Here is a 16,741-nt window from a genome sequence, read left to right as displayed (position 1 = left end):
GCGCGACCTGCCGCCTTCTCACCCGTTTGATGACGATAAACTTCGCGAGGAGTGCGGGGTGTTTGGTGTCGTCGGCGTGGCCGATGCTGCGAACTTTGTTGCGCTCGGCCTGCATGCACTTCAGCACCGGGGCCAGGAAGCGGGCGGGATCGTTACCCACGATCCGGATCAAGGGTTCAACTCAGCGAGGCGCTTTGGCTACGTTCGCGACAACTTCACGAACCAGCAGGTGATGGATACGTTGCCTGGCCCCATAGGCATCGGCCACGTTCGCTATTCGACTGCGGGATCGAAGGGGAACACTCAGATCCGCGACGTTCAGCCCTTTTTCGGCGAGTTCTCCATGGGTGGCGCCGCGATTGCGCATAATGGGAACATCACGAATGCCGATGCGCTCCGGCGCGAACTGATCGACCGGGGGTCAATTTTCCAATCGTCGTCGGACAGCGAGTGCATCATTCACCTGATGGCACGATCGTTGCAGCGCGATATCCCGGAGCGGATGAAGGACGCATTGCGCCGGGTGGAAGGCGCGTTCAGCGTCGTCGCAATGACGCGCACAAAGCTAATAGGTGTGCGCGATCCTCTGGGTGTCCGCCCGCTCGTTCTGGGTCAGCTTGGGGATGGTTGGGTTTTGTCGTCCGAGACCTGCGCCCTTGATATCATCGGCGCGGATTTTGTTCGCGAAATCGAGCCTGGGGAGATGGTGGTGATTACCGCCGAGCAAGGCGTGAAGTCGCACCGCCCGTTTGAGCAGTCGCGCCCGCGTTTCTGCATCTTCGAGCACGTCTATTTCTCGCGCCCGGATTCGATTCTGGGCGGCCGATCTGTCTACGAGACTCGCCGGCAGATCGGTGTGGAACTTGCGCGGGAGGCGCCGGCGGATGCAGATCTGGTTTGTCCCGTGCCTGACAGCGGGACTCCGGCGGCGATCGGCTTCAGCCAAGAGGCGGGCATACCCTATGCGATGGGAATCATCCGCAACCAGTACATGGGTCGCACCTTTATCGAGCCGACCGAGCAGATTCGGAACATGGGCGTTCGCCTTAAGCTCAATATCAATCGGGCGCTGGTGAAAGGGAAACGGATTGTCCTCGTCGATGACAGTGTCGTGCGTGGTACGACGTCGGTGAAAATCCGCGAGATGCTGCTCGATGCCGGAGCGTCGGAGGTGCATTTCCGGATCGCAAGCCCGCCTACGGCATGGCCTTGTTTCTATGGTGTCGACACGCCGAACCGAGAGAAGCTTCTCGCTGCGACGATGAGCGAGGACGAGATGCGGGAGCATCTTGGCGTTGATTCACTGCGATTCATTTCGCTCAACGGGCTCTACAGAGCGGTTGGCGAGTCAAAGGGTCGTGATCCCCAGGCGCCGCAGTATTGCGATGCTTGTTTCTCTGGCGAGTACCCGGTCGCGCCGTCGGATATGATCGAGAAGGGTTTCGCGCTGAAAGCTGCGGAATAGTCGTAGATCGGCCTATCGCTACTGGAATCGTCGGCGAAACCCCGCGCAAAGCAGGCTGTTTGCCAGCGTTTAACCATAGTTTCGCCGTTTTGCTGTGGTGGCGTTCCAGAGTTCCGTGCTGACTTTGGTTCGCGCGGGCAGGGACGAATCGCAAGTATCGGGACGGCGGTATGACTTATCTTGTGAGTGACGTGAAATGGGGCGGCGGTCAGCTTGGATCAAGCGGCGGTCTCGTTACCTGGTCATTCGATCTGGGATCCGGTTTCAGATACGACTCCTCTCTTTATTCGCTCGCTGACTTCGAAGCGGCGATGGATGCCGCTTTTGACGCCTGGGAAGCAGTGGCCAACATCGATTTCGAGCAGGTTGCCTTTGCGTCGCAATCCGACATTGATGTCGAACAGGCGTATCTTGCCGGCTCAACGGTCGGCCAAGCCTATTATTCCTACTACGTGTTTCCCGGCACCGATGAGATGATTGCGGCTGACATCCGCTTTGACACGCAGGAGATCTGGTCGCCCTACGGCGAAAGTGGCGGGCTGGATTTCTATGCAGTCGCACTGCACGAGATCGGACATGCGATTGGCCTTGAGCATGTCGACGATATTACCGAGATCATGAACCCCTACGTCGCGGCCAGCACCCTCGGTGATGGCGATATCGCGGGCGCGCAGTTGATTTACGGTGCTGCGGTAAATGCGCCAGAGCCGGTGGTCGAGGATCCTCCTCCCCCGCCGGCGGAAGACCCTGTGGTCGAAGAGCCTGCACCGGAGCCAGAGCCGGAACCAAGTGGCTCTGGTATCTGGGACCGTTTACGATCCCGGAGCGACGAGCCAGATCCTGAACCGGCACCGACAACAGAGCCGTCGGACGAGCCCACGAGCCCGTCTTCGGGGCTTTGGAGCCGGTTTCGAAGCCCGACGCCGGAGCCGGAGCCTGAAGTCGTTGCGGATGATCCTGAACCCGATTCAGGTGGGTCGAGCCTTTGGGATCGTTTTCGCGATAGACTTGGAAACCAGACAGCGGCCCAGGAGGAGGCATTGTCAAACGCCTTTGATCTTGGTGCACTGCACGAGGCCGGCAGCTTCTGGGAAATGCGGCTCCTATGGGGCGCGGAAGTCGAGAGCCATGTTTCGAACCTGTATTACTTCCCCGACGGTTTTGATCTAACGACCGACAGCTTCATATTCGAGCATCATCACGATGAGGGATGCGGCTGCGTTGACTGCGGTGCTGACCACAATCACGACGGCGATGAATGGATGGTTGCCTGAGCAGACCAGCAGGGGCAAGTCGTTGCATTGACTTGACGACTGGCGGTTCAGGCCGCACATCGTTGCGTCATGACCAAGATTGCATTGATCACGGGCGCTTCGCGCGGCCTTGGCGCGGCGCTGGCAGAGCGGTTGGCGCCAGAATATCACATCGTTGCCGTGGCGCGGACAACGGGTGCACTGGAAGAGCTTGACGACCGGATCAAGGCGCGGGGCGGGAGTGCGACGCTTGCCCCGATGGACATCACCAATGCTGATGCAATGGCCCATATGTGCCGGGGAATCCATGATCGTTGGGGTCATGCAGACCTTTGGGTTCACGCGGCGATCCATGCCGCACCTCTCGCGCCAGCAGGCCATATCCAGCGGAAGGATTGGGAAAAGAGTATCGCCATTAACATCACCGCGACCGGTACGCTGATTGGGATGGTAGAGCCCCTGCTTCTCGCAGCGCCCGACGGCGCGGCGTTGTTCTTCGACGATCCGCGGGGCGGCGAGAAGTTCTTCGGAGCCTACGGCGCGACAAAAGCGGCGCAGCTTGCGCTGGCGCGAAGCTGGCAGGCAGAGACGGTGAAGACCGGACCGCGCATTTTGATCGAGACGCCCCCGGAAATGCCAACAGGCACGCGAGCCCGGTTTTTTCCTGGTGAGGATCGCACGCGGCTTGTTCATCCGCGGGACGTGGCTGAACGGTTGCGTGGCAGCCTTTGAGCCGCCCCAGATCGAAACCTCCTGATCATATTGGGTGGGATCTTGTTCGCGCTGCGAGGGTTTGGGAAGCCGAGTTTATCTGTGAAGTGGCGGGCGCAGGGCACCCCTGGTTCGCCGAGGCCCGCGGCCGCCTTCTTGAGCATATCGGCAGGGACGGGATAGGGCAGGGAGAGCTCGCCAAGCGGGCAGACCTGACGAAGCAGGCTGTCGCGCAACATCTCGATCAGCTTGAGGCCGAAGGTTTATTGCGCCGCGTGCAGGATCCAAGTGACAGCCGAAAGCGGCGCGTTGTCTGGACCAAGAAGGGCGAAGCGGCGCTTTCCGATATCGACCTTGCCAAGCGGCGGGTCGAAGGCCGTCTGAAGCGGCGGTTAGGGGCCGGGCAGTTCGCAGCACTTAAAGCGGGCCTCAAGGCAGTGATCGAATAGATCGTCAAGTATATTGACGAATATTAGCGTGAGACATATCGTCAATTAGATTGTCGATATTTGGTTTTCTTCTCCCTGAAGTGACGCACTCTGTTCGCTCTGAAATCCGTCTGAAACGACGCTACGATCAGGCAGCAGGTGGCTGGCATAAGGGGCTGGTCCGGCTTGGATATCCCGCCGCCTATCGGCGGCTCGTTTCCGCTGCGCCCCCCGCAAGTGATGCGCTTGTCGTTGATATAGGAACGGGATCGGGGCTGCTGGCGGAAACCTGGGTGGATGTTTCCGGGCCTCCGCAGCGGCTATTGCTGGTTGACCGGTCGCAAGAGATGCTGCGTCGTGCATCAATGCGGTTTGCAGCACGAGGCATTGAAGCGGATGTCGTGGAGGGGGCGATCGGCAGCAACGCTTTGGAGGAGTGCAGTGCTACTGTTCTTCTCTGTGCTCATGTTCTGGAGCACCTGGACAACCCTTCGCAGGGATTACGCTGGATATGGAGCCGGATGTGCCCTGGTGGGCAGCTTTTTCTCGCCGTCAGCCGCCCGCATTGGTGCACGGCCCTTCTGCGCTGGAAATGGGGGCATCGCGCCTACAGCTCTGCCGAAGTCAGCGCACTTCTCGAGGCAGCTGAGTTTGTTGAAATCCGGACAGTGCCCTTTGTTTCCGGGCCACCCTCGCGCACCAGCATGGGATACGTTGCGAAGCGACCCCACTGAACTGCGCGTCGCGGCTTCTTGAAGGCGTCGGGACGCTCGCATAGGAAGGGTAGGTATCCGCGACCGACCCCGGGTGTTCCATGCGCATTCTCGTGACCAATGACGACGGCATCAACGCCCCTGGCCTGATTGTTGCCGAGGCTATCGCCGCGGAGATCGCGGGCGAAGGGGGCGAGGTCTGGACAGTGGCGCCGGCTTTCGAGCAATCGGGTGTCGGTCATTGTATCAGCTATTCTCACCCCACGCTTCTTGCTGAGATCGCGCCACGGAGGTTCGCCGCCGAGGGTAGCCCGGCCGATTGCATCCTCGCGGGGATCCACGAGGTGCTAAAGGATCGCAAACCCGATCTGGTCCTTTCGGGTGTGAACCGCGGAAACAACGCGGCCGAGAACGTGCTTTACTCCGGAACAGTGGGTGGTGCGATGGAAGCCGCGCTTCAGGGTGTGCGCGCGATCGCGCTGAGCCAGTTCTACGGTCCAAAGAATGTCAGCCTCGAGGATCCGTTCGAGGCAGCGGCGCGCACAGGTGCGGATCTTGTGCGTAGGCTTCTGGATAACGCAATCTGGGACGAGGGTGGGTACCGCCTGTTTTACAACGTGAATTTCCCTCCCGTTCCCGCCTTGGACGTAAAGGGGCTGCGTGTGGCAGCTATGGGTTGGCGCGAGGAGACGAGCTTCGCCGTCGAGCCGCATCTTTCGCCGACCGGTCGGCGTTTCATGTGGGTTACCGGAGGACCGCAGCATTTGCCCACGGCACCCGGGACGGATGTTGCGGTGAACCTTGACGGCTTCGTTTCGGTCACGCCGCTTCGCGCCGACCTGACGGCCCACGACGTCTTGACGGAGCTCAAGGACAGGCTTGAATGACCGAGGCCGATGCGGAACGGAAGATGCAGTTTCTGTTTGCGCTTCGTTCCAGGGGCGTGAGGGACACGCGCGTTCTGGAGGCAATGGAAAAGATCGACCGGGGCATCTTCATGACCGGTGTCTTCGCTGAACGGGCCTATGAGGATATGCCGCTGCCAATCCCCTGCGGCCAGACGATCAGCCAGCCATCGGTCGTCGGGTTGATGACGCAGGCATTGGAAGTGACGCCACGAGACAAGGTGCTGGAGATCGGTACCGGCTCTGGCTACCAGGCAGCTATCCTGAGCCAGCTTGCGCGGCGGGTTTATACCGTGGAACGGCACCGCCGACTTACGCAAGCGGCCGAAACCGTCTTTCGCGAGCTTGGGCTCAGCAACATTACGGCGATAACTGCCGATGGCAGCCGGGGTTACCCCGAACAGGCGCCGTTCGAACGCATCCTAGTTACAGCGGCTGCGGAAGATCCCCCAGGTCCGCTATTGGCTCAGATGAAGGTCGGGGGTATCATGGTATTGCCCGTCGGGCAGTCGGACGCGGTGCAGCATCTGATAAAGGTGCGGCGGACCGAGACGGGATACGAGTATGAGGAACTGCGTTCTGTGCGGTTTGTCCCTTTGGTAGAGGGACTGGGGCAGGACGAACGGTCATAGGCGGCACGCCTGCGTCAGACAGGCGGCGATGAGGTGAGAGCGATGGTACATTTCACAAAGACGACAGCGGCAGTCTGTGCGCTTTTGATGGCGGCGGGCTGCGGCGACGGCTTCGATCTCGATTTTCGGAGCATCGGTGACGGCCCGGATACGTCGGAGGCGGCCCGTCTCGCGACAGCTCCCCGGCCGCAGCCCGATGCAAGGGGGCTGATCAGCTTCCCCAACTATCAGGTGGCGATAGCGCGGCGTGGCGACACCGTAAGCGATGTTGCCCAGCGCGTGGGCGTATCTGCAACGGAGCTTGCGGCATTTAACGGGATCCGGGACGGTGTGCCGCTGCGGAGTGGTGAGACGCTGGTGCTGCCGACCGCGGCAAGCACGGCGGGCGGAACGATCGATGTGGCAAGCGTGGCGACCGGGGCGATCGAACGAGCCGATGGTTCCGCTGGTCCGGTGGTGGCAAGCGGGGTCGAGCCTGTAAGGCATCGTGTGCAGCCTGGAGAAACGGCCTTCTCAATTGCGCGGATATACAGCGTGACGCCACAGGCCCTTGCCGATTGGAACGGGCTTGGCCCGGAATTCGCGGTGCGCCCCGGTGAGATCCTATTGATCCCCGTCGCGGTCGAGACCGCTTCGCTTGCGCCTATCGCAGATACGGCCGCACCTGGAGAGGGGAGCGTTACGCCGGAGCCGCCGTCGGCGGCTGCTCCGCTGCCAACCGTGGATGTCGAGCCCGAGCCGAAGCCTGCACCTGCTTCCCCCGCCATGGCGGAAGAGCGGACGGATACTGCGCGGCTCATGATGCCGGTGAGTGGCCAGATCATTCGCGACTACGAGAAGGGTAAGAGCGAGGGCATCGGGATCTCGGCCGGTGCCGGATCGCCTGTTGTCGCCGCTGATGTTGGCACTGTTGCCGCAATCACGCGGGATACCGAGCAGGTGCCGATACTTGTGCTTCGTCACGAAGACAACCTTCTGACAGTCTATGCGGGCGTTGACAGCCTAACCGTCGAGAAGGGCGATAAGGTGAGCCGCGGGCAGGTGATCGGGCAGGTGCGTGAAACAGCAAGCCCATTTCTACATTTTGAAGTGCGCGACGGGTTCGAGAGCGTCGATCCGATGCCCTATCTGAACTGATCCGGGCGGGCGGCAGATGCGAGTTGCCGCCCTTACCCTTGTGGTCCTGGTCGCCTTTGCGGCCAATTCGATCCTCAATCGAACGGCGATGGCGGGCGGCGAGGCCGGCCCCGCCGCCTTTGCCACGATCCGGGTGGTGAGCGGCGCTTTGGCGCTTCTGCTATTCGCCGCGCTTTCGAGACAGTCCCTCAACCTGCGGACAGGGCGGCGACCCGCCGCTGCGGCCGCGCTTTTGCTTTATGTTCTGGGATTTTCTTTTGCCTATCTTACGCTGGACGCGGGTGTAGGTGCGCTGATCCTCTTCGGTGGTGTACAGGTAACCATGTTTGCCGGAGCACTTATCTTGGGCGATCGTCCACCCATTTTGCGCTGGGCAGGGATGGGGCTTGGCCTGACGGGGCTCTGTTGGCTTTGCTGGCCGGCAGGTGCAGCGACGGTGCCGCTGGGAGGGGCTGTGCTCATGTCTTTTGCGGCGCTGGGGTGGGGGATCTATTCGCTTCTGGGCAGCGGGGTTTCCGAGCCGCTTGGGGAAACGGCGGGCAGTTTTCTCGTGGCCGCGCCCGTGACGGTGCTCGTGTGGATGCTTTCGGGAGAAGCGACAGGCGTGACTCAATTGGGCTGGGCGCTCGCCGTGGTATCGGGGGTCGTGACCTCGGGCCTTGGCTACGCGCTTTGGTATAGCGTGTTGCCTAAGCTTGACCGAAGCGTGGCGGGGCTTGCGCAGCTCTCCGTTCCAGTCATCGCGGTGATCGGTGGAGCGCTTATTCTGGGCGAGGATGTCACGCTTCGGGCCGTGCTGGCGGGAACGCTCGTGCTGGCGGGCGTCGCGCTTGGGACGCTGGCGTCGAGGCGGTAAACAAAGGGTTTATCGAACGATCGGTTCTAGCGGATCGTAGGCGATGCCACCCGTTCCCCAGGCGACTTCGGCGAGACTGTCCGGCTTCACACGCAGGCCGGCGAGTTCGGTGCGCGAGACAAAGCGGCGGCTATGTACGACGCCTTCGGGATCCACCCAATCCTCTGCGATTTCAGGCATTTCCGTGTCGCAGTGGAAGTAGATATCGACCTGATGGAAGTCAGATCCTGGGTCGTGGAATTCGTTGACGAGCGCGGGCGCACCGACCGTGATATCAAGCCCGGTTTCCTCGTAGAATTCGCGAATCAGGTTGTCTGGCAGGCTCTTGCCCGGATCGACCCCGCCTCCCGGAGCGCACCAGAGATCGCTTTTCTTTCCAGGCCAGGCATTTACGAGGAGGAGTTTGTCTTGGTGAAGAAGGAGCCCGCGTACCGCTAGGCGAGGGTATTTCCCCGTCATACAGCGGGCCCGGTAATGCGGTTGACGTGGCCCATCTTACGTCCTTCGCGCGTTTCTGCCTTGCCATAAAGGTGGAGTGCAGCGCCGGTACCTGCAAGCTCCGCGACCTTGTCCATATCGTGACCAATGAGGTTTTCCATCTCAATGTCAGAGTGGCGCTTGCCGTCACCGAGGGGCCAGCCCGCCACGGCACGTATGTGCTGTTCGAACTGGTCGATCAAGCAACCATTCTGTGTCCAATGGCCGGAATTGTGAACGCGGGGGGCGAATTCGTTAACGATTAGTCCGTCTGAATGTTGAAATAGTTCAACTCCGATCACACCCACATAGTCGAGTGCTTCAAGCAGGCGGGTGGTCATTGAGACCGCTTCGAAGGCCGCTGGCGCAGTAATCTCGCCAGGCACAACGGTTGTGCGGAGAATGCCGTCTCTATGCACGTTTTCGCCCGGGTCGAAGGCGACAACCGTGCCGTCGAGGCTGCGCGCGGCAATCACGGAGATTTCGCGCTCAAAGGAAACGACACCCTCTAGGATTGCGGGCGCGCCATTCAAGGCTCGGTGAGCTTCTTCCGCCTTTGCCGGATCATCGATTAGCGTCTGCCCCTTGCCGTCATATCCGAAACGGCGAGTCTTTAGGATTGCCGGCGTCCCGGTGATGGCGAGCGCTGCAGCTAGATCCCCCATCGTGTCTGCTACGGCGTAGGGCGCTGTGAATAGGCCAACGTCGCTAAGAAAGTCTTTTTCGGTCAGTCTGTCTTGTGAGATTGCCAGTGCATTCCGGCCGGGCCGGATCGGGACACGAGCCTCGATGACGTCCAGGGCTTCGGCAGGCACATTCTCAAACTCGTAAGTGACGACATCTACCGCATCGGCGAACGCGATCAGAGCCTGATGATCATCGTAAGAGGCAGTTGTTACGACGGCCGAAACCTGGCTTGCCGGGCAATTCGCAGCTGGTTCGAAGATGTGGCATTTGAGCCCGAGCCGTGCAGCCGAAAGAGAGAGCATGCGGCCCAGCTGGCCGCCGCCGAGAATGCCAATCGTGGCGCCTGTCGGGAGCGCATCAGTCATCTTGCGGAGCCTCCGGAATCGAGTTGGTCAGGTCAATGCGCCATTTGGCCAGACGTTCCGCCAGCATCGGGTCGGACACTGCAAGGATTTGCGCGGCCATGAGACCCGCATTCGCCGCCCCGCCGATGGCCATGGTCGCCACAGGATAACCCCGGGGCATCTGGACAATGGAATAGAGGCTATCGAGCCCGCCCAGTGCGCGTGTTTCGACGGGTACACCGATTACCGGGACAAGGGTCTTGGATGCCATCATTCCCGGAAGATGCGCAGCGCCACCTGCGCCTGCAATGATCACCTTGAGGCCGCGGCCCTTGGCCTCCTGCCCATAGGCGTAGAGCCTGTCCGGAGTACGATGGGCCGAAACAATCCGGGATTCGAAAGAAATCTCCAGCTCAGTAAGGATTTCTGCCGCTAGTTTCAGCGTCGGCCAGTCTGACTGGCTTCCCATGATGATGCCGACATCCGCGCCCATTTGCCCCCCGCACCGTTCAAAATGAACCGCGCACTATAAGCGGATAGGGTCCCTAGGCAATGATATCTGGCGTCAATTGGTCTTCCAGCAGGGCAATCCTGTCTTTCAGGCCAAGCTTCTGTTTCTTAAGCCGGCGCAGCGTTAGCTGGTCGGCAGTCCCTTTGGCCTCGAGCGCCATGATGGCCTCGTCAAGATCGCGGTGTTCTGCACGGAGCGCTTCAAGCTTGATCCGGAGAACCTCTTCGCGTGGCATTTTTTCCGTCGTGTTCATGGCTGCCGTGATTCGCGATTGGTTGTGGGAGAGTAATGCCAAAGCAGAGTTGCGCAAACCTTGCAGAGGCCGCGACGCCGCCCCATATTTCAGAGGTGCGTTCGCCGGAATCGGGGGCGCCACAGCACAGTCGCTTGAAGATAGGACGTGTAGATGACGAAACTTGCCCTGGGCTCGCACCCGTTTCTTCTGGGTTTTGAACAGCTTGAAAGGCTGGTCGAACGTACCGCGAAGACAGAAGGCAACGGGTATCCCCCCTATAACATCGAACAGACCGGTCCGACAGGATATCGCATCACGCTTGCCGTGGCCGGATTTTCCGATGACGATCTTTCAATCACGATCGAGGACCGACAGCTTGTTATCCGAGGCCGTCAGGCCGAGGAGGATGGCGAGCGCATATTCCTCCATCGCGGGATCGCGGCGCGGCAATTCCAGCGGAGCTTTGTTCTGGCAGATGGCGTTGAGGTAACCGGTGCGGCGACGAAAAACGGTTTGTTACATGTCGATCTGAACAAGGCTGAACCGGATCGCGTCGTGCAGACGATCAATATCAGGAAAGAGTGAGAGGCAGCGTTATGAATACACCATTTGATTTCGACGCGAATGCCGAGAGCAAGATCGTTTATGTGCGTCCCGTGAAGGTTGCTGACCTTCCGAGCGAGGTCCGCGAGCAGGCGATGGGTGTCGACGAGATTTACGCCGTTCACAATGCCGATGGTCAGCGCCTTGCGCTGGTCCGGGACCGGCGCATGGCATTCCTTCTGGCCCGCGAGCATGATCTTGCCGCAGTGAACGTGCACTGAGGCACAGCGACTTCTAGTTCGTTCGTGCCTTGGGTGTGAAGGGCAGGGGTGCGACGGGCACCCCGTCCTCTATCAGCTTTTTGGCATCCTCGGTCTTCGCCTCTCCATAGATCGCCCGAAGGGGTTTTTCCCCGGAATGCATTGCGCGGGCTTCCTTGGTGAAGTTGAGGCCAACATAATCCGAATTCTGTTCTATCTGATTGCGGAGTTCGGCAAGAGCCCGTGCACGGTCATCTTCCGGTGTGCGCAGATCGGGCTTTTTCCCATCGCTGGAGATTTCGGCGGATCCAGCGGATTCCGCCGACTTTCTGGCAGGGCGAACGCGCGGTGCCATCAGTGCCTTGTCCACGTCGCCTGTCCCACACGCGGGGCACATCACATGCCCCGCTGCTTTAAGGGCGTCGTAACCTTCGGCAGACTGAAACCAGCTGTCGAAACGGTGATCGTTGGCGCATCTGAGCGTGTATCGAATCATGGCAAGCTCGAACTTACTCTCAGACGAGGTAAGAAACTCTGACGAAAAATCAATTGCTGGCGTTGTTCGCCGATTTTGTCACCGCGGCAGGACGCGGGGATCAAAGTTGATGATAATCCGCCGTAACTCCGCACTTTCGACCAGCGCAGCGGCCTTTTTTTGCGAGAACCACTTGCGCCGCCGTTCCTGCTTTTCTGGCCACTTCCGGCGCTGCTCTTTCACCTTCAACGGAAACACCGCAACCACGCATGGCAGCAATGTCTCATCATCGAGCGCCTTTGTGTAGGAATAGATTCCAAGACATACCTCGCCCACGCGGCCTTCGAATCCGGCCTCTTCCCAAGCTTCGGCCGCGGCGGCCTCTGCGGGCGTCGTTCCATCGCTCGGCCAGCCCTTGGGAATGATCCAGCGCTTTGTTCGCCTGCTGGTTACCAGCCCAATTTGCAGACGGTCGTTCCGCACGCGCCAGCAAAGCGCGCCGAATTGTGTTCTGACGCCCCTCTTCGCCTCCGCTCCGAGGCGGATCGGCGTCTGCCGGACGCGGGAGACGTTCATCCTGCTGCTCGCGGTTCTGACCAAACTCGTTCCTTTTCTCAAGGTATTATGGCGTGAAGATGGAGCCAGGGAAAGATATCGTCCGCTTGATCGGTTTTGCCGATCGGCATAGGTCGAGCCGATGCCACACTCGCAGACCCGACTGACTCGTGCGCGGCCCGATAGTACCCCCAAGCGAAGGATGATCGCTGCGGAAATCTATCGCAATTCAACCTATGGCGAGTTTCATCCTTTGCGTATTCCGCGGGTGTCGACGGTTATCGATCTGAGCCGGGCGCTTGGCTGGCTGCCGCCCGAACAGTACGTAGCCAGCCCGCGGGCCCGAGCCAAGGCGCTCACGGCCTGGCATACTCCAGAGTACATAGCGGCTTTGAAGACAGCTGAGCGCGAGGGGGCGGTTTCAGAAGAGGTGCGAATGCGCCACGGGCTTGGCACCTTCTCTAATCCGGTCTTTGCCGAGATGTTCCGCAGGCCTGCCACAGCGGCAGGCGCATCGATCCTCGCAGGTGAGATGCTGGCTGGGCCAGGCATCGTCTACAGCCCTGCAAGCGGCACACATCACGGGATGCCGGACCGGGCGAACGGTTTCTGCTATCTGAACGACCCGGTCTTGGCAATTCTGAGCCTCAGAGCGCGTGGGCTGAGGCGGATCGCCTATATCGATATCGACGCCCACCACCCCGACGGTGTCGAACATGCCTTCGCCTTCGACAACGATGTCCTTATGATATCGATCCACGAGGAACGGCGCTGGCCCTTCACCGGCTTGCTTGAGGACCGAGGAGGCGGCGAAGTCTGGAACTTGCCAGTTCAACGCGGCTTCGATGATTCCGGTATGGCGGCGGCGCTTGAGGAGTTGATCCTGCCCCGAGTGCAGGCGTTCCGGCCTGTGGCTGTCGTGCTGCAGTGTGGTGCCGACGCGGTGGAAGAGGACCCTCTGTCTCGGATGGCCTGCTCGAACCGGGCGCACTGGGCGGTGGTGTCGGCACTGTCCGCAATGACCGATCGGTTTCTTGTCACCGGAGGCGGAGGGTACAATCCATGGTCGGTGGGACGGCTCTGGACGGGCGTGTGGGCCACTCTTGCCGGCCACGAGATTCCGGAGAGATTGCCGCCAGAAGGCGAGGCGGTCCTCCGTGCGCTCGAATGGCGGGGTTCGGTGCGGGGGAGGCAACCGCCATCGCATTGGTACACGACACTTCGCGACGAACAAAGGGCAGGGCCTCTTCAAGATGATGTCAGGTCACGGCTTCGCGCGCTCACGGCGCGAGCAGCGGTCTGGGTCTGATGCGGAGCTTCGTTGCTATCGAGTTGCCTGAGGACGTCAAAGCCCGGCTTGCGGGTCTGACGCGGAAGCTTCAGGCAGGGCGATCGATCCCGCCAGAATACATGCATCTGACGCTCGCTTTTCTTGGTGATGCGCCACTCGACCGGCTCGAGGATCTGCACGACGGGCTCTCGTTGTTATCACTCCCCGCCTTCGAGCTGACGCTGGCAGGGCTCGGCACATTCGGGCCCGGGCCAAGGACGTTGTGGGTCGGCGTTCTGGCTGAAGCCCGTCTTGGAGCGCTTCAAAAGAAGGTAGTCTCACTCGCACGGCGCGCGGGGATCCGGCTTGAGCGGCGGCGCTTTGTGCCTCATGTGACTCTGGCGCGTTTCCGCGAAGGAGAGGGCGGGGCGGCATTGCCGGTGCTCGCGGCGCACGGGGCGTTCTCGCTGGGGCCCATCCCTGTCGATGGGATAACGCTTTTCGCGTCACATCTCGGCCCCGGCGGCGCGCGTTACGAGGTTTTGGAACGCTACCCGCTTCGTTCTGAATGGCACTGACGTTCCTTGGCTGAAAAAGCACTTAGGAAGAGCGCCTGCCGCCTTCTCAGAGAGACGTGGGCGTTCTTCCCCGCAAGACCTCGATCAGCCAGTCGCTGTCTAGATTGCCACCACAGAGGATCAGGCCGATCGTCTTGCCCGCCATCCGCTCCCGTTCCGACATGAGTGCGGCAAGCGGCGCGGCTCCTGCACCCTCGGCAAGGTTGTGGGTGTCCTTCACATAGATCCGGATCGCTTCGGCCACTTCGTCGTCGGACACGCTTATGATCCGCGCAGCGCCCGGACCATAGACCGCAAGTGCCTCGGGAACCGGAACGCGTACCGCGATTCCATCGGCAAATGTATGGGCAGTCTCGGTGGCAATCGGCAGGCCCGCTTCGGCAGAGAGTTTCGCCGTCTGCGCGTTCTCGCTGACAACCCCCACGACCTCTGCCGGATGGCCAAGCGCATCTCGGGCGGAAATGACACCAGCGATACCCGAGCCGCAGCCTATCGGAACGTAGATCGTCTGCAGATCAGGGCAGGCTTTCAAGAACTCCAGCGCATAGGTGGCGACACCGCGCACGAGTTCAGTGTGGTAGGGTGGCACGAAGAAGAGCCCCTCGTGCTCGGCCATGCGCAGGGCCTCTTCCCGCGCGGCGTCGTAATCGTTGCCGAACTCCACAAGCTCTGCACCGAACGCGCGCATCGCCGCGTTTTTCTCGATGGCATTGCCTTGGGGCACGTAGATCATTGCCCTCAGTCCCGCGGCGCGTGCCGCTCGGGCCTGGGACTGGCCGTGATTGCCGCGGGTCGCGGTGATGATACCGCGAGCGTCGGGATGCTTTCGTTGAAGCCAGTCGATGAAGGTAATCCCGCCCCGCACCTTGAAGGCACCGGTGGGGGCGTGGTTTTCGTGTTTGACCCAGATGGTCGCGCCGGACCTGGCCGAAAGTGTCGGCCAATTAAGTTGCGCAGTGGGCGTCATGTGACGATGGACTAGAGCCGCGGCCGCCTCGAGTTCGGGTAGGCTGAACATCAGGGGTGCGCGGCAGCTTCGATTGCACGGAGGCGTGTCAGAAGCGGGCCGAGTTCGGGCAGTGGAACCATGTTAGGCCCATCCGACGGTGCATTGTCGGGATCTTGATGTGTTTCAATGAAGAGAGCGGCGCAACCCACCGCAACGGCTGCGCGTGCGAGTGGTGGCACGAAACGACGGTCTCCTCCGGAAGACGTACCGTGTCCGCCAGGCTGCTGCACCGAATGGGTGGCGTCGAAGACGACAGGGTATCCGGTTTCGGCCATCTGCGGGAGGGCGCGGAAATCGGAGACGAGTGTGTTGTAGCCAAAAGAAGTACCTCGCTCGCAGAGGAGGATTTGCTCGTTTCCCGTCGATGCAATCTTGGCCGCGACATTCGCCATGTCCCAAGGTGCGAGGAATTGCCCTTTCTTAACGTTGATCGTCGCACCGGTTTCGCCGGCAGCAAGAAGGAGGTCGGTTTGTCTGGAGAGGAATGCCGGGATCTGAAGAATATCACATACATCCGCGACCGGGGCGCAGTGATCCGGAAGATGCACGTCGGTCAGGACAGGGACCGAGAACTCCTCTTTGATCCGTGAAAGCACTTCGAGCCCCGCTTCCATCCCTAGTCCACGTTCGGTTCTGTGGGACGAGCGGTTCGCCTTATCATAGGAGGATTTATAGACCCAGGGCACGCCCGCGGCCTCCGCTGCTCGCGCGATGCCTTCAGCCATCATTCGTGCGTGATCCAGCGTTTCTATCTGGCAGGGGCCCGCGAGGAGCGCGAAGGGGCGGTTGTTGGCGAAAGTGACGGAGCCTGCGGTAACGGTCTTGGCGGGGGTCGACATGGGATGGGAAGCCTTCGGGAGATGCGCTGATGGCGGCAGATCAACAGGTGAGTTCCGGAAAGTAAACCGACCGTGGACTCTTAGGCGGTCAACCGTTGATAAGACCGGAGAGGTCGGCTGCAGCCTTCTTGATACGCGGCAATGCGCCAATAGCTTGGTCAATTCCAAAGCGCTGACTGGGAGCATGGAGTGAGAGAGTTGCAAGAAGCCGCTCTCCTGCGCCCAAGACCGGAACCGCGAGGGCGATCATGTCCTCCATGAATTCTTCCGTGTCGAGCGCATAGCCCTGGCGCCGGATCAGCTTAAGTTCGGCAAGCAGCTCGCTTGCGTCGGTGACCGTCCGCGGCGTGTGAGCTTCGAGTGCGACGGCATTGAAGAAGCGCTCAGCCTGTGCCTTTCGTATCGACGAAAGATACATCTTGCCGCTCGCGGTTGCGTAAAGCGGCACGCGGGTGCCGACCGGAAGTTGGATGCGAAGCGGCCACTCTGTTTCCACCCGGTCCACATACCGCATCGCATCGCCGTCGGGCACGGCGATGTTGCAGGTCTCACCGATTTCACGGCTGAGGCCCAACAGGATTGTGCGTTGGGCGAGGCGCATGTCCTCCGATGACAGGATACCTCCTGCGATGCGGCGTAGCCTTGTCGCTGGCGCAAACGTGCGCCCACCCAAATCACGTTGAAGAAAACCTTCCTCTTCGAGTGTGGCAAACAGCCGGTGGATCGTGGGTTTCGGCAAATTCAGTTCGGTATTCACCTCTGTGGGCGTCAGGGGCCGTCCAGCCTTCGCGAGTTCCTCAATGACCAGCAATAGTCGCAAAGTCGTCGGGATATGAGAGGTGTCTGAAGCATTCATTG

22 protein-coding genes are annotated in these 16,741 nt (G+C 60.7%); 13 read left to right on the top strand and 9 right to left on the bottom strand.

Annotated features, from left to right (window positions below; genetic code table 11):
• The first annotated feature begins 7 nt into the window (after nt 1–7).
• From purF to RXV90_RS15225, 9 genes are all read left to right on the top strand, one after another.
• Nucleotides 8–1,465, top strand: coding sequence for an amidophosphoribosyltransferase (gene purF, locus RXV90_RS15265; RefSeq protein ID WP_316649826.1), 1,458 nt, complete (start codon nt 8–10; stop codon nt 1,463–1,465).
• 170 nt (nt 1,466–1,635) lie between these two features.
• Nucleotides 1,636–2,739: a matrixin family metalloprotease gene (locus RXV90_RS15260; protein ID WP_316649712.1), complete on the top strand. Its 1,104-nt coding sequence runs from the start codon at nt 1,636–1,638 to the stop codon at nt 2,737–2,739.
• A gap of 69 nt (nt 2,740–2,808) precedes the next feature.
• Nucleotides 2,809–3,450 (top strand): SDR family NAD(P)-dependent oxidoreductase, encoded by a 642-nt coding sequence (locus RXV90_RS15255; RefSeq protein ID WP_316649711.1) that lies wholly within the window; start codon nt 2,809–2,811, stop codon nt 3,448–3,450.
• Between the two features lie 86 nt (nt 3,451–3,536).
• Nucleotides 3,537–3,878 (top strand): MarR family winged helix-turn-helix transcriptional regulator, encoded by a 342-nt coding sequence (locus RXV90_RS15250; protein WP_316649709.1) that lies wholly within the window; start codon nt 3,537–3,539, stop codon nt 3,876–3,878.
• Between the two features lie 50 nt (nt 3,879–3,928).
• The gene (locus RXV90_RS15245) at nt 3,929–4,591 is read left to right on the top strand and encodes a class I SAM-dependent methyltransferase (protein WP_316649707.1); all 663 of its coding nucleotides are present in this window, start codon (nt 3,929–3,931) and stop codon (nt 4,589–4,591) included.
• Nucleotides 4,592–4,671: 80 nt separating this feature from the next.
• Complete coding sequence (surE, locus tag RXV90_RS15240; RefSeq protein ID WP_316649705.1) at nt 4,672–5,457, top strand: 5'/3'-nucleotidase SurE; 786 nt, start codon at nt 4,672–4,674, stop codon at nt 5,455–5,457.
• Nucleotides 5,454–6,107, top strand: a complete 654-nt coding sequence (locus RXV90_RS15235; RefSeq protein WP_316649704.1) for a protein-L-isoaspartate(D-aspartate) O-methyltransferase — start codon at nt 5,454–5,456, stop codon at nt 6,105–6,107. The genes surE and RXV90_RS15235 overlap by 4 nt, the downstream gene beginning before the upstream one ends.
• Before the next feature lie 42 nt (nt 6,108–6,149).
• Entirely contained in the window at nt 6,150–7,244 is a 1,095-nt protein-coding gene (locus tag RXV90_RS15230; protein ID WP_316649702.1) for a LysM peptidoglycan-binding domain-containing protein, read from the top strand.
• A gap of 16 nt (nt 7,245–7,260) precedes the next feature.
• Complete coding sequence (locus RXV90_RS15225) at nt 7,261–8,100, top strand: DMT family transporter (RefSeq protein WP_316649700.1); 840 nt, start codon at nt 7,261–7,263, stop codon at nt 8,098–8,100.
• 9 nt (nt 8,101–8,109) lie between these two features.
• Here the strand turns inward: RXV90_RS15225 and RXV90_RS15220 are convergent, their stop codons facing one another.
• From RXV90_RS15220 to RXV90_RS15205, 4 genes are read right to left on the bottom strand one after another with little or no spacing between them, the layout of a single operon-like run.
• Nucleotides 8,110–8,559 carry an NUDIX hydrolase gene (locus RXV90_RS15220; protein WP_316649698.1) on the bottom strand — a complete coding sequence of 150 codons (450 nt, stop codon included), beginning with the start codon at nt 8,557–8,559 and terminating at the stop codon, nt 8,110–8,112.
• The gene (locus tag RXV90_RS15215) at nt 8,556–9,629 is read right to left on the bottom strand and encodes a 5-(carboxyamino)imidazole ribonucleotide synthase (protein WP_316649696.1); all 1,074 of its coding nucleotides are present in this window, start codon (nt 9,627–9,629) and stop codon (nt 8,556–8,558) included. The genes RXV90_RS15220 and RXV90_RS15215 overlap by 4 nt, the downstream gene beginning before the upstream one ends.
• A complete protein-coding gene (gene purE / locus RXV90_RS15210; protein ID WP_316649694.1) occupies nt 9,622–10,101 on the bottom strand; it encodes a 5-(carboxyamino)imidazole ribonucleotide mutase in 480 nt (159 codons plus the stop codon). Before purE ends, RXV90_RS15215 begins: the two co-directional genes overlap by 8 nt.
• Nucleotides 10,102–10,153: 52 nt before the next feature.
• Nucleotides 10,154–10,372: a YdcH family protein gene (locus RXV90_RS15205; RefSeq protein WP_316649692.1), complete on the bottom strand. Its 219-nt coding sequence runs from the start codon at nt 10,370–10,372 to the stop codon at nt 10,154–10,156.
• A 153-nt stretch (nt 10,373–10,525) separates the two neighbouring features.
• Here RXV90_RS15205 and RXV90_RS15200 point away from each other — a divergent pair, with 153 nt between their 5' ends.
• Nucleotides 10,526–10,939: an Hsp20 family protein gene (locus RXV90_RS15200; RefSeq protein ID WP_316649691.1), complete on the top strand. Its 414-nt coding sequence runs from the start codon at nt 10,526–10,528 to the stop codon at nt 10,937–10,939.
• 11 nt (nt 10,940–10,950) lie between these two features.
• Nucleotides 10,951–11,178 carry a DUF1150 family protein gene (locus RXV90_RS15195; RefSeq protein WP_316649689.1) on the top strand — a complete coding sequence of 76 codons (228 nt, stop codon included), beginning with the start codon at nt 10,951–10,953 and terminating at the stop codon, nt 11,176–11,178.
• A 13-nt stretch (nt 11,179–11,191) separates the two neighbouring features.
• On the opposite strand, the gene RXV90_RS15190 is transcribed toward RXV90_RS15195, so the two are convergent.
• Both RXV90_RS15190 and RXV90_RS15185 read right to left on the bottom strand, forming a co-directional pair.
• Nucleotides 11,192–11,653 (bottom strand): DUF1178 family protein, encoded by a 462-nt coding sequence (locus RXV90_RS15190; protein WP_316649687.1) that lies wholly within the window; start codon nt 11,651–11,653, stop codon nt 11,192–11,194.
• Nucleotides 11,654–11,731: 78 nt separating this feature from the next.
• Nucleotides 11,732–12,208, bottom strand: coding sequence for an NUDIX hydrolase (locus RXV90_RS15185; RefSeq protein WP_410482374.1), 477 nt, complete (start codon nt 12,206–12,208; stop codon nt 11,732–11,734).
• A 181-nt stretch (nt 12,209–12,389) separates the two neighbouring features.
• Between RXV90_RS15185 and RXV90_RS15180 the strand changes: the two genes are divergently transcribed.
• Nucleotides 12,390–13,496, top strand: coding sequence for an acetoin utilization protein AcuC (locus tag RXV90_RS15180; RefSeq protein WP_316649684.1), 1,107 nt, complete (start codon nt 12,390–12,392; stop codon nt 13,494–13,496).
• Entirely contained in the window at nt 13,496–14,035 is a 540-nt protein-coding gene (gene thpR / locus RXV90_RS15175) for an RNA 2',3'-cyclic phosphodiesterase (RefSeq protein ID WP_316649683.1), read from the top strand. Before RXV90_RS15180 ends, thpR begins: the two co-directional genes overlap by 1 nt.
• A 46-nt stretch (nt 14,036–14,081) precedes the next feature.
• Here the strand turns inward: thpR and RXV90_RS15170 are convergent, their stop codons facing one another.
• The 3 genes from RXV90_RS15170 to RXV90_RS15160 form a co-directional block, all read right to left on the bottom strand.
• Complete coding sequence (locus tag RXV90_RS15170) at nt 14,082–15,053, bottom strand: threonine dehydratase (RefSeq protein WP_316649682.1); 972 nt, start codon at nt 15,051–15,053, stop codon at nt 14,082–14,084.
• Nucleotides 15,053–15,883 carry a 3-deoxy-8-phosphooctulonate synthase gene (gene kdsA / locus RXV90_RS15165; protein WP_316649680.1) on the bottom strand — a complete coding sequence of 277 codons (831 nt, stop codon included), beginning with the start codon at nt 15,881–15,883 and terminating at the stop codon, nt 15,053–15,055. Before kdsA ends, RXV90_RS15170 begins: the two co-directional genes overlap by 1 nt.
• Before the next feature lie 88 nt (nt 15,884–15,971).
• Complete coding sequence (locus tag RXV90_RS15160; protein ID WP_316649679.1) at nt 15,972–16,739, bottom strand: IclR family transcriptional regulator; 768 nt, start codon at nt 16,737–16,739, stop codon at nt 15,972–15,974.
• Nucleotides 16,740–16,741: the final 2 nt, after the last annotated feature.

Origin of the sequence: Ovoidimarina sediminis (assembly GCF_032586175.1) — a bacterium.
Taxonomy (GTDB): Bacteria; Pseudomonadota; Alphaproteobacteria; order Rhodobacterales; family Rhodobacteraceae; genus Ovoidimarina; species Ovoidimarina sediminis.
This window is presented reverse-complemented; position numbering and strand designations above follow the sequence as displayed.

What these genes read in the sequence shown, in the direction of transcription:
- RXV90_RS15195 (WP_316649689.1), top strand. Translation starts at nt 10,951, where the DNA reads ATGAATACACCATTTGATTTCGACGCGAATGCCGAGAGCAAGATCGTT.
- purE (WP_316649694.1), bottom strand. Translation starts at nt 10,101, where the DNA reads ATGGGCGCGGATGTCGGCATCATCATGGGAAGCCAGTCAGACTGGCCG.
- RXV90_RS15190 (WP_316649687.1), bottom strand. Translation starts at nt 11,653, where the DNA reads ATGATTCGATACACGCTCAGATGCGCCAACGATCACCGTTTCGACAGC.
- RXV90_RS15255 (WP_316649711.1), top strand. Translation starts at nt 2,809, where the DNA reads ATGACCAAGATTGCATTGATCACGGGCGCTTCGCGCGGCCTTGGCGCG.
- RXV90_RS15215 (WP_316649696.1), bottom strand. Translation starts at nt 9,629, where the DNA reads ATGACTGATGCGCTCCCGACAGGCGCCACGATTGGCATTCTCGGCGGC.
- RXV90_RS15220 (WP_316649698.1), bottom strand. Translation starts at nt 8,559, where the DNA reads ATGACGGGGAAATACCCTCGCCTAGCGGTACGCGGGCTCCTTCTTCAC.
- RXV90_RS15225 (WP_316649700.1), top strand. Translation starts at nt 7,261, where the DNA reads ATGCGAGTTGCCGCCCTTACCCTTGTGGTCCTGGTCGCCTTTGCGGCC.
- RXV90_RS15205 (WP_316649692.1), bottom strand. Translation starts at nt 10,372, where the DNA reads ATGAACACGACGGAAAAAATGCCACGCGAAGAGGTTCTCCGGATCAAG.
- RXV90_RS15200 (WP_316649691.1), top strand. Translation starts at nt 10,526, where the DNA reads ATGACGAAACTTGCCCTGGGCTCGCACCCGTTTCTTCTGGGTTTTGAA.
- RXV90_RS15230 (WP_316649702.1), top strand. Translation starts at nt 6,150, where the DNA reads ATGGTACATTTCACAAAGACGACAGCGGCAGTCTGTGCGCTTTTGATG.
- RXV90_RS15185 (WP_410482374.1), bottom strand. Translation starts at nt 12,208, where the DNA reads ATGAACGTCTCCCGCGTCCGGCAGACGCCGATCCGCCTCGGAGCGGAG.
- surE (WP_316649705.1), top strand. Translation starts at nt 4,672, where the DNA reads ATGCGCATTCTCGTGACCAATGACGACGGCATCAACGCCCCTGGCCTG.
- thpR (WP_316649683.1), top strand. Translation starts at nt 13,496, where the DNA reads ATGCGGAGCTTCGTTGCTATCGAGTTGCCTGAGGACGTCAAAGCCCGG.
- RXV90_RS15180 (WP_316649684.1), top strand. Translation starts at nt 12,390, where the DNA reads ATGATCGCTGCGGAAATCTATCGCAATTCAACCTATGGCGAGTTTCAT.
- RXV90_RS15170 (WP_316649682.1), bottom strand. Translation starts at nt 15,053, where the DNA reads ATGTTCAGCCTACCCGAACTCGAGGCGGCCGCGGCTCTAGTCCATCGT.
- RXV90_RS15235 (WP_316649704.1), top strand. Translation starts at nt 5,454, where the DNA reads ATGACCGAGGCCGATGCGGAACGGAAGATGCAGTTTCTGTTTGCGCTT.
- RXV90_RS15160 (WP_316649679.1), bottom strand. Translation starts at nt 16,739, where the DNA reads ATGAATGCTTCAGACACCTCTCATATCCCGACGACTTTGCGACTATTG.
- RXV90_RS15260 (WP_316649712.1), top strand. Translation starts at nt 1,636, where the DNA reads ATGACTTATCTTGTGAGTGACGTGAAATGGGGCGGCGGTCAGCTTGGA.
- kdsA (WP_316649680.1), bottom strand. Translation starts at nt 15,883, where the DNA reads ATGTCGACCCCCGCCAAGACCGTTACCGCAGGCTCCGTCACTTTCGCC.